The 9,596-nt window shown below is 61.9% G+C and carries 7 protein-coding genes; 2 read left to right on the forward strand and 5 right to left on the reverse strand.

The window, feature by feature from the left end; all coding sequences use genetic code 11:
- Positions 1-35: 35 nt before the first annotated feature.
- The 4 genes from POF53_RS23735 to POF53_RS23750 all read right to left on the reverse strand — a co-directional run bounded on the left by POF53_RS23735 (position 36) and on the right by POF53_RS23750 (position 3,250).
- Positions 36-770 (reverse strand): amino acid ABC transporter ATP-binding protein, encoded by a 735-nt coding sequence (locus POF53_RS23735; protein WP_203647769.1) that lies wholly within the window; start codon positions 768-770, stop codon positions 36-38.
- The gene (locus tag POF53_RS23740; RefSeq protein WP_203647768.1) at positions 767-1,438 is read right to left on the reverse strand and encodes an amino acid ABC transporter permease; all 672 of its coding nucleotides are present in this window, start codon (positions 1,436-1,438) and stop codon (positions 767-769) included. The genes POF53_RS23735 and POF53_RS23740 overlap by 4 nt, the downstream gene beginning before the upstream one ends.
- Positions 1,439-2,185, reverse strand: a complete 747-nt coding sequence (locus tag POF53_RS23745; protein WP_203647767.1) for an amino acid ABC transporter permease — start codon at positions 2,183-2,185, stop codon at positions 1,439-1,441.
- Positions 2,186-2,332: 147 nt separating this feature from the next.
- The gene (locus tag POF53_RS23750) at positions 2,333-3,250 is read right to left on the reverse strand and encodes a glutamate/aspartate ABC transporter substrate-binding protein (protein WP_203647766.1); all 918 of its coding nucleotides are present in this window, start codon (positions 3,248-3,250) and stop codon (positions 2,333-2,335) included.
- A gap of 320 nt (positions 3,251-3,570) precedes the next feature.
- On the opposite strand from POF53_RS23750, the gene POF53_RS23755 reads away from it, so the two are divergent.
- Positions 3,571-7,701: an NEL-type E3 ubiquitin ligase domain-containing protein gene (locus POF53_RS23755; protein ID WP_498969698.1), complete on the forward strand. Its 4,131-nt coding sequence runs from the start codon at positions 3,571-3,573 to the stop codon at positions 7,699-7,701.
- Here POF53_RS23755 and glpD read toward each other — a convergent pair whose 3' ends face one another.
- Positions 7,702-9,231: a glycerol-3-phosphate dehydrogenase gene (gene glpD / locus POF53_RS23760; protein WP_498969700.1), complete on the reverse strand. Its 1,530-nt coding sequence runs from the start codon at positions 9,229-9,231 to the stop codon at positions 7,702-7,704.
- Positions 9,232-9,390: 159 nt separating this feature from the next.
- Here glpD and POF53_RS23765 point away from each other — a divergent pair.
- Positions 9,391-9,596 (forward strand): hypothetical protein (locus tag POF53_RS23765; protein WP_498969702.1); only part of this gene is annotated, 206 nt, incomplete at its 3' end.

Consider the following 9,596-nt stretch of genomic DNA (forward strand, 5'->3'; position numbering starts at 1 on the left):
CCGGCGAAGGGCCGGGCAGCGTCACTGAGGCGGACTTAGTGTTGCAGGATCTTGCTGAGGAAGTGCTGGGTGCGTTGGTCGCGGGCGCCCTGGTCGCCGAAGAACTCTTCCTTGGTGCAGTCTTCGATGATGCTGCCCTTGTCCATGAAGATGACCCGGTTGGCCACCTTGCGCGCAAAGCCCATTTCGTGGGTCACGCACATCATGGTCATGCCTTCGTGGGCCAGTTGCACCATTACATCGAGCACTTCGCTGACCATTTCCGGGTCCAGTGCCGAGGTGGGTTCGTCGAACAGCATGACGATCGGGTCCATCGACAGGGCACGGGCGATGGCCACGCGCTGCTGCTGGCCGCCGGAGAGCTGGCCGGGGTGTTTGTGGGCATGGGCCGACAGTCCCACGCGCTCAAGCAGCGCCAGGCCTTTCTTGGTGGCTTCTTCCTTGCTGCGGCCGAGCACCTTGATCTGGGCGATGGTCAGGTTCTCGGTGATGGTCAGGTGCGGGAACAGCTCGAAGTGCTGGAACACCATGCCGACCCGCGAGCGCAGCTTGGGCAGGTTGGTCTTCGGGTCGGCGATGGAGGTGCCGTCGACCACGATGTCGCCTTTCTGGAACGGTTCCAGGGCGTTGACGCACTTGATCAGGGTGGACTTGCCCGAGCCAGACGGGCCGCAGACCACCACCACTTCACCCTTCTTGACCTCGGTGCTGCAGTCGGTCAGTACCTGGAAGTCGCCGTACCACTTGTTGACGTTCTTGATGGAAATCATACGGTGATCCTTTTTTGCAGGCGCTTGACCAGCCACGAAGCGGAGAAGCTGATGAGGAAGTAGACGACACCGGCGAAGATCAGGAACTCGTGGGAGCGTCCGATGATGTCGCCGTTGGAGCGGGCCGAGTTGAGGAAGTCGATCAGGCCGACGGTGTAGACCAGCGAGGTGTCCTGGAACAGGATGATGCTCTGTTGCAGCAGCAGCGGGGTCATCTTGCGAAACGCCTGGGGCAGGATGATCAGGCGCATGCACTGGCCGTAGCTCATGCCCAGCGCCTGCGCGGCGCCCATCTGGCCCTTGGAGATCGACTGCACGCCGGCGCGGACGATTTCGCAGAAGTAGGCCGCCTCGAACATCATGAACGCCACGACGCAGGAGGTGAACGCACCCACCGGGGTGTCTTCACCGGTGATCCAGCGCAGCACGAACGGCACCGCCAGGTAGAACCAGGTGATCACCAGCAGCAGCGGGATGGAGCGGAAGTAGTTGACGTAGGCGCCGGCGACATTGGCCAGCAGCTTGTTCGACGACAGGCGCATCAGGGCGAGGATGGTACCCAGGGCAATGCCGCCGACCACGCCCATGACCATCAGTTGCAGGGTCAGGACCATGCCGTCCCAGAGGGCGGGCAGGGCCGGGATGATTTCACTGAAATCCATGTCCATTTACTTGCCTCCCACGGAAATCAGGCCCGGTACCGCGACTTTCTTCTCGACCATGCGCATGAGCAGCATCAGGCCCATGTTCAGGGTGAAGTAGATCAGGGTGGCCAGGGTGAATGCTTCGAACAGGTTCGCGGAGAACTCGGCGGTCTGCTTGGTCTGCGCCAGCAGCTCCATCAAGCCGATCAGCGAGGCCACCGAGGAGTTCTTGAACACGTTCAAGAATTCCGAGGTGAGCGGCGGAATGATGATCCGGTAGGCCTGGGGCAGCAGCACGTTCATGTAGATCTGCGACAGGCTGAAGCCCATCGCGCGCCCGGCCGACTCCTGGCCGCGGGGCAGCGCCTGGATGCCGGTGCGCACCTGCTCGCAGACACGGGCGGCGGTGAACAGGCCCAGGCATATGACCACGCTGATCAGCGCCGAGGTGGTCGGGTTGAGGTCCTGCTTGAACCACTCCTGCAGGCCTTCGGGCAGCAGGTCCGGTACCAGGAAGTACCAGATGAACAGCTGCACCAGCAGCGGCACGTTGCGGAACAGCTCGACGTAGGCGGTGGCAATCCCCGACACCAGGCGGTTTGGCACGGTACGCATCACGCCGAGCAGCGAGCCCAGCAGCAAGGCGATGATCCAGGCGGAAATGGCGATGGCGATGGTCCAGCCCAGACCGGTGACGTACCAGTCCAGATAGGTTTCGCTGCCCACGCCGGTGGACTTGAAGAACACGCCCCAGTCCCAGTTGTAATTCATCGGGATTTCCCCTCAGACGGTTGTTTCACGGGCACCTCGATACATCCGGGGGCGTTCGACGCCCTCGGATGTAAAGGTTAGACACTAACTAAGTGGCCTGTTGGATGGATTCGCGCGGATGCGCTTCAGGCCACTATTTGCCGGAGGTCAGGACTTCTTCTCGTCCGCCGCCTTGTCGGTCGGCTCATTGATCAGCTTCTTCAGCTCGTCGCTCATCGGGAACTGCAGGTTCAGGCCCTTTGGCGGAATCGGCTGCTGGAACCACTTGTCGTAGCTCTTGTTGACTTCACCCGACTTGAAGTAGGCGACGATGGCTTCGTCGACCGCTTTCTTGAAGGCCGGATCGTCCTTGCGCACCATGCAGCCGTAGATTTCGTACGACTGTGGCGTGCCGGTGATGACCCAGTCGGCAGGCTTCTTGGCCTTGGCCATTTCACCGGCCAGCAGGGCGTCGTCCATCATGAAGGCCACGGCGCGGCCGCTTTCGAGCATGTTGAAGGCTTCACCGTGGTCCTTGGCGGAGATCACGTTCATCTTCATCTGCTTGTCGGCGTTCATCGCCTTGAGGATGCGCTCGGAGGTGGTGCCGGCGGTGGTCACCACGTTCTTGCCGGCCAGGTCGGCAAAGTCTTTATAGGAGGGCTGGCCATCCTTGACCTTGGTCAGCAGGCGGGTGCCGACTTCGAAGATGCCCACCGAGAAGCCGACCTGCTGCTGGCGCTCGACGTTGTTGGTGGTGGAGCCGCACTCCAGGTCCACGGTGCCGTTCTGCACCAGCGGGATGCGGGTCTGCGAGGTAACCAGGTTGTACTTGACCTTGATGTCGGTGCCCAGTTGCTTCTTCAGAGCTTCGACAACGGCTAGCTGGATGTCATGGGAGTAGCCCACCGGTTCCGGTTTGCCGGCCAGGTAGGAGAACGGGATGGAGGAGTCGCGATGGCCCAGGGTGATGGTGCCGGAGTCCTTGATCTTCTTCAGAGTACCGGTGAGCTCTTCGGCCATGACCGGCGATGCGATGACAGCGGCCGCGATGGCGGCGCCCAGCAATTGACGAACGATGCGCATCAAATTTTCCTCGACGTGTTTGTTTTTTTTATGGAGCCGTTGGCGGACTCTTTCGTTCAACGAATACAGCATGAAGCGTGGTGCATTCGGCGTTCAAGTGTAGAGCATGAGTCGTGCCAAGCCCCAACCTTGATCATAACGCCGCGAAAATACTGGGGATTACTCTTTGTTGAAGGTTTTTAGGTGTCATTTGATGTCCGTCAAACCGAACGCGTTACGTTGTGGTGTTCGGAAATCCGAATGAGTGGCGCGTAACTATCTACCGACAGGGCTTGGCGGGTCGCGGGTCAACTGTGGCTTTTCCCATCAGGAGAAGCTGGATGAGTTTTCACGAGATTGCCCCCGATTCCATCGATGCGCTGATTGCCAAGCGTTTGCCGGCTTGGTTGCAAACCGCCGCGGTCGACCGCTTGCAGGCGCTACACCGTGCGCTCAAGGCACAGCAGAAAAGTGCCGAGAAGATGCGTGAACTGCTGGCACCTGTGTCGGCACTTGATGCTTTTGCCGAGCCCTTGCTCAGGCAGGCACTGCACCAGCAGTTCAAGCTCGACGTTGACGTGCGCAACAGCACTGTGAAGATCGTGCAGGAGATTTATCATCCGGTGCCGCTGAACTCGGCGCCGAAGCTATGGGACCGGCGCACGTCCAGCAGGGAGCTGTTGACTGCGGCACTGCATAACTACACCGAGGATGAAACCACGCCTGGCGAACTGACCGTGGCTACGGTGCTGGATGCCGATAAAAAACGGCTGAATATCGGTTTTACTCAGTTCGCGAAACTTTGCCGCAGTCTCGACCTGGGCGGTCAGTATCAGACATTGCTCAGGGCGCACCTGCGACCGAGCGATTTGCTGGAGAAGGAGGCCGTTCATGCGCAGGTCAAAGAGGACCTTCGGGCACGCATGGAGGTTGCCGTGCGCCGGGCCATTCTCGAAGGGCATATCGATGAGCGCGCCTACCTGCAACTGCTGCCATTGTGTGCGCCTGCGCCGATCGTTCCGGGCGATCCGGCCGTATTGACCTGCCGTCAGTTGCACCTGCTGGGCAAGCGCGTGGAGGGCGTGGTGACCGTGGAAGTCCGGGAGCACGCCTTGGGGGCTGTCACGGGCATTCTCAGCTGGATTCCGGGCGATCCGATCCAGCCCGTCCAGCATCATGCCTCCTGGTCTGCGTTGTACCAGACGCTGGCCAGGCGCATGCGGCAATCACCTTATGTCGACTTTTTCATGCGTTTCGTCCGTGAGCGGGACAGGCCGGTGTTCGCCACTGTCCTGAAAAAGCTGCTCAAGGAGACGGACAGCTCCCGGGATATCGAACTGGATGGACGTCATCTGGACTTCGAAGGCACGTTGATTGCCTACCTGGGTAAGTTGCGTATCGAGAAAATCCTGGATGACGCGCGTGTGCTTGCGGTGCCCACCGCTGAAGCAGATGCCGACGCGTGTCGCGAGCGATTCGACCGTTACCTGGAAGCCGGGCTTACCCTGCTCAATCTGGCGGCCTTCTTCGTGCCAGTGCTTGGCGAGGTCATGCTGGGGGTGGCCGCCGTCCAGATTGCCAATGAGGTCTACGAGGGCTACGAGGACTGGGCAATAGGTGATCGTCAGTCCGCCTTGCAGCATATGTTCGGGGTGGCAGAGAACCTTGCGGTGGCTGCCATCCTCGCCACGGGGGGAATGGCGACCGGGAAGGTGCTGGAGCGTTCGCTGGCGGTAGACAACCTGGTACCGATAGTCGATGACGCAGGGCAGGCCAAGCTGTTCAGGAGCTCAATGGAACCACATGAATGGTCCGGCTCAGGCCTGTTGATGCGTCGGCTTGGCCGAGAACTGAGTAACATGACCGATGAGCAGGCCCTGTGGCTGGCCGAAGGTACCGGTTTTGGCGAGGAGCACCTGCGTCGATTGCATGTACAGCAGGCGTCGCCCCCAGCCCGGTTGCTCGATGCCTGGGAGCGCTACCAGCTGCACGAGCAGTTTCCTGCGTTGCGTGGCGAAGCCTTTGAAGCCGAGGTGCGATCCAGGCAAGGCACCGAGACACCAGAAGCGTTGCTGCTGAGGCGGGATTTCCCGGGATTGAGCCATCGGGGCGCGCGGGAAATCATCGAACAGGCCAATGGGCGGCAGCTCGCAGAGATGCTCGATAAGCAGCGCATCCCGCTGGAGCTTGCCGAGCACGCGCACTGGTTTCTGCGTGACAGTCGGTTGGATCGGGCTTGCGCTGGCTTGCGCCAGGCAAGCGCGGTGAATCTTGACAGTGAGCGTCTGGCCCTAGGGTTGATCGACCAGCAAGCGCCGTGGGCTGAGAACCTGCGTCTTGAATTGCGTGACGGTTCTCATGCAGGCACGTTGCGCACACAGGTAGGCAGTGAGGAAGCCGCGGATATTCGCTATATCGTTCGCGGCACCCAGGGTTATCAGGCCCGGGATGGCAACGGCATCCCGTTACCGCAGGCAACGGAGCAGGACAGTCTGATCCAGGCGATATGCCTGCATCTGCAACCGTCGCAGAAACTGTTGTTGGGTGATGCTTCGCTGGACGAAAAGGCGTTGACCGACAAGTTGGCAGCATTGGCTGCCACCCAGCGCGAGCAGGTGGCTACATTGATCAGGCAGGCGCCGGTCGGAGAGGGTATCCGTCCACTGGCCCGTTTCGCCGACGGCCGCCTGGGATATCCATTATGTGGCCGTACTCCAGGTGGCCGACAGGCGAGTCGACGGGGGATTCATCAGATCTATCCGACCCTCGGCGAGGATGAGCTGGAAAACTATCTGCTGGACCTGGTCTCCAGGCATGTCGATCCATGGGTGCACTACAACCAGTTGAAACATCAGTTGAGCCGCCTGCGCGAAGGCTTGCAGAGCTGGTGCAGCGCAGGCGGCGGCATACTCGCCAAGCTCAGGCGCCGGCGTGTAGCCACCGCCATGCGCCGTTGCTGGCGCCGCAAGAGCCGAGTCCTGGGCGATGGTGGCCATTGGCTGATGGTCCGTGGCGAGCAGGTCGGCAGCCTGCCGAGCCTGCCCGCGGGCATCAGCTATGGTCATGTGACCCGTCTGACCCTGCGCGACATGGACCTCGCCAACGTCGATGCGGACTTCCTGTCACGTTTCACCGGGCTGGTGGAACTTGACCTGCGGGAAAACAGGCTGACTCAGGTGCCGGCGGGCATCGAGCGCCTTACTTCGCTGCGCTACCTGCGCCTTGGGTACAACCAGATCGCCATGGACAGTGTCGGCAACCAGCGCCTGCTGGCCCTGGTCAATCTACGGGAACTCGACCTGGGCCATAACCCGCTCGGTTGGGCTCCGGATGTGAATGGGCTGCGACACCTGCGTCGGTTATCGCTGCATTCGGGCGAGATCGCCAGGTTGCCCGAGCGGGTTCAGCAGTTGCCCTGGCAGGGGGTGGTCGACCTGCGCAACAACAGCATCCAGCATGTGCGTCAGGATTTGCACAACCTGCAGCTGCGCCTGCAGCGGATGGTCCTGCACGACAATCCGCTGGATGAAGCCAGCCAGGCGTTGGTGAACCTGGCGTCCCGGGAGCCGATCAATCGCAACCCCATCGAGCACCAGCTGATCGATCAGGCGGCTCGGGAGCTGTGGTTGGCCGGCAGCTCGGGCAAGCTGCGTAGCCAGCGTGAAGCGCAATGGCTGAGATTGCGCGAGGAACCTGAATCAACGGCGCTGTTCCAGTTCTTTGCCGATTTTGCCCGGACCGAGGATTTTCGCGAGCATGACGATTTCTATCGCAGGCGCATCTGGCGAATGATCGAGGCGTGCGAGCAGAACACCGAGCTGCGTGCAGTGATGTTCGCCCAGGCTGGCGGGGAGCGTGCCTGCGAGGATCGATTGTTGCTGATCCTCAGCGAACTGGAGGTCACGTTGTACGTGGAGCGTGCTTCGGCGGGAACGCGCCTGGTCGAGCGTGAGGAGGCCTTGCTGAAGGCCGGCCGGGCGTTGTATCGGCTGGATGAGGTCAATACGCTGGCTGCGCGCAAGGTGCAGGAGCTCGAGCGTAGAGGTGGGGAGGTGGACCCGATCGAAGTCTATATGGCCTATCGGACGCATCTGGCCGAGCCGCTGGGCCTTCCTGCCCAGCCTGACGGCATGTACTACCTGATGGATGCCAGGGTGTCGCCGGGTGACCTGATCACGGCCAGGCTTCAGGTCCTGCGGGAGGAGACGCCGCAACGGCTGAGCGAGGCGCTGGCACAACGCCCGTTTTGGGACAGCTTTGTGCATGTGCGCTACCCGGAGAGGGTCGATGCCTTGGTCTCTGCCCTCGATGAGCAATTGACACAGGCCGCGTCGCTGTCCGAGCAGATGTACCTGGTTCGATCCGAGGCCCTGAGGGTGAAGTACGAAGCCTCGCTGCAGGCGCTGCGCCTGAGTCTGGCGCAGGAGGCGTACGCCCGCCTCCTGCCGGCTGTGCCTGTCGCCGAGGCGTGATCAGGCAGCCTGGACGCGAGCCTGGTTCTGTAGCAGGTACTCCTCGAGTGCCTGCTGCTCGGCGGCAGAGGTGAACAGGCCGAGTTTGGTCCGGCGCCAGAGGATGTCGGCGGCATCGACCGCCCATTCCTGTTCGCGCAAGTAGTCCACTTCACGGCTGAACAGCCCGCCGCCAATGGATTGCCCCAGGCCTTCTGGACCTTCCACGCCCTCGAGCAGGCGCCATACGCGGCTGCCGTAGGTGACGGCCCAACGCTTGGCGATGTCCACCGGCAACCAGTCATGGCGTGCCAGCACGGCATCGACCAGCGCCTGTACGGTGGTCATGCTCTCGCCGCCCGGCAGCGGTGCGCCGGCGGTCCAGCTGCCACGCATCTGGGTGAAGAACGGTTGCAGTTCGGCCATGGCCGACTCGGCCAGCTTGCGGTAGGTGGTCAGCTTGCCGCCGAACACCGACAGTAGCGGCGCCTCGCCTTGGGCAGCGGACAACGCGAGGGTGTAGTCGCGGGTGACGGCCGACGGGTTGTCCGACTCGTCGTTGCACAGCGGACGTACGCCGGAATAGGTGTGCAGGATATCGGCGTGGCTGAGCTGGTGGTTGAAGTGCTCGTTGACCACCTTGAGCAGGTAGTCGGTTTCCTGCTCGGTGATCGCCACTTTGGCCGGGTCGCCGCTGTACTCGCGATCGGTGGTGCCGATCAGGGTGAAGCGGTCCAGGTAAGGGATGCAGAAGACGATGCGCTGGTCTTCGTTCTGCAGGATATAGGCGTGCTCGCCTTCGTACAGGCGCGGCACGATCAGGTGGCTGCCCTGGATCAGGCGGATGCCGTACGGCGCGTCGAGCTTGAGGTCGTCCTTGATGAAGCTGGCGACCCAGGGGCCGGCCGCGTTCACCAGTGCCCGGGCGCGGATGTTCTGCAGGCTGCCGTCGGCATGCTGCAGTTCCACCTGCCACAGGCCATCGACGCGCTCGGCGCGCAGGCAGCGGGTGCGGGTGTGGATGTGCGCGCCCTTTTCCCGGGCGGCCATGGCGTTGACTACCACCAGGCGAGCATCGTCCACCGCACAGTCGGCGTATTCGAAGCCGCGGGTAATGGTCGGCTTGAGCGGGTAGCCCGGGCCGAAGCGCAGGCCGCGCGAGGCGCCCAGACGCTTGCGCTTGCCCAGGTGGTCATAGAGGAACAGGCCAGCGCGGATCATCCACGCCGGGCGCAGGTGCGGGCGATGGGGCAGCACGAAGCGCATGGGCTTGACGATATGCGGCGCCTTGGCCAGCAACACTTCGCGTTCGGCCAGCGCTTCGCGCACCAGGCGGAACTCGTAGTGCTCCAGGTAGCGCAGGCCGCCGTGGATCAGCTTGCTGCTGGCCGAGGAGGTGTGTTGTGCCAGGTCGTCCTTTTCACAAAGGAACACCTTCAGGCCGCGCCCGGCGGCATCGGCAGCGATACCGACGCCATTGATGCCACCGCCGATCACGGCGAGGTCGTAGCAGTCCTGGAGTGGTGGCTGGGACGAAACGGGCTGGGACACGGGCAAGGCCTCCTGGGGCTGTTCACATCGAATATGAACATTGATGTTCGTTTTCGAAAATACTAGCGCAATGAACAGGCGGCTGCCAGTCAGTCTTTATAGAAAAAACTGATCGGATGACAGGGAAATGAACATTTGTGAAAAAGGTGGGGTGAACGGATGAAGATTTTCAGGGGTGTCGAGATCGAGCGCCGCCCGCGCGGCGCATCGCGGGACAAGCCCGCTCCCACATTTGTTGCAACGTGCCGAACCTGTCAGGCCATGGTTGCCAGCCTTGGCGCAAGGCTTGAGACAGGTGAGGCGGCGGCAATGCCCATCGAAACATCGCGTCGAGCGCACAAGGCTTACAACCATGGCTTATCAGG

This window comes from Mitsuaria sp. RG, from assembly GCF_028369275.1.
Taxonomy (GTDB): Bacteria; Pseudomonadota; Gammaproteobacteria; order Pseudomonadales; family Pseudomonadaceae; genus Aquipseudomonas; species Aquipseudomonas peradeniyensis.

Excerpts from the sequence above, each read along its gene's own strand:
- POF53_RS23745 (WP_203647767.1), bottom strand. The coding sequence starts at position 2,185 with ATGAATTACAACTGGGACTGGGGCGTGTTCTTCAAGTCCACCGGCGTG.
- POF53_RS23740 (WP_203647768.1), bottom strand. The coding sequence starts at position 1,438 with ATGGACATGGATTTCAGTGAAATCATCCCGGCCCTGCCCGCCCTCTGG.
- POF53_RS23750 (WP_203647766.1), bottom strand. The coding sequence starts at position 3,250 with ATGCGCATCGTTCGTCAATTGCTGGGCGCCGCCATCGCGGCCGCTGTC.
- POF53_RS23755 (WP_498969698.1), top strand. The coding sequence starts at position 3,571 with ATGAGTTTTCACGAGATTGCCCCCGATTCCATCGATGCGCTGATTGCC.
- POF53_RS23735 (WP_203647769.1), bottom strand. The coding sequence starts at position 770 with ATGATTTCCATCAAGAACGTCAACAAGTGGTACGGCGACTTCCAGGTA.